Source organism: Methylobacterium sp. CCH5-D2 (assembly GCF_001556475.1).
GTDB lineage: Bacteria > Pseudomonadota > Alphaproteobacteria > Rhizobiales > Beijerinckiaceae > Methylobacterium > Methylobacterium hispanicum.
Genome location: NZ_LSIX01000232.1, coordinates 1 through 811, shown reverse-complemented (window position 1 = coordinate 811; position 811 = coordinate 1). Strand labels below are relative to the sequence as shown.

Annotated in this window: 1 pseudogene; it reads left to right on the top strand. The window is 72.6% G+C overall.

The annotated features are described in order from the left end of the window. Window positions 1–344: 344 nt before the first annotated feature. Window positions 345–811: pseudogene (locus AX737_RS06180) on the top strand (glutamine--fructose-6-phosphate aminotransferase); the annotation flags it as partial.

The following is an 811-nucleotide window of genomic DNA, read 5'->3' as shown; positions in this document are numbered from 1 at the left end:
TGGGGTGAGGGGTATGACCTCACAGGACTGAGCACGCCATCGACGCGCGTTCAGCACTGTGCATTCTCCGGCAGCCTCATACCCCTCACCCTGTCCCTCTCCCTACAGGAGAGGGGACCCACGCTCTATTCGTCTCGGGGGGCGCTTGGCATAGGCGAGCGCCCTACCCGCAGAGGGGGAGTGAGCGCATCGCAGCCGCGACGCGGGCAGGGCTGGCCCCCGGCGGTCCCGATCCGGTACAAGCACGGCCGTGCAGCGGATACCGGGCCTTCAGGTCCGGCAGTCCCGATCCGGATCAGGCCGCGCCCCGCGCGCGGCGGCAACGTGTTTTGAGGGCGCGCAGCATGTGCGGCATCGTGGGTATCGTCGGGCGCGACGCGGTCGCCGACCAGATGGTCGAGGCGCTGCGGCGGCTCGAGTACCGCGGCTACGACTCGGCCGGCCTCGCCACCGTCGCGGACGGGCGGCTCGACCGGCGGCGCGCGGAGGGCAAGCTCGTCAACCTGCAGGCCCGGCTGGTCGAGCGCCCGCTGCCCGGCGCCACCGGCATCGGCCACACCCGCTGGGCCACGCACGGGCGCCCGAACGAGACCAACGCCCACCCGCACGCCACCGCGCGGCTCGCCGTCGTCCACAACGGCATCATCGAGAACTTTCGCGAGCTGAAGCAGGAGCTCGAGGCCGACGGCGTCCGCTTCGAGACCGAGACCGACACCGAGGTCGTGGCGCAGCTGGTGAGCCGCAACATGGACCGGGGGCAGGGACCCGTCGAGGCGGTGGCCGCGGCGCTCCCCCGCCTGCGCGGCGCCTT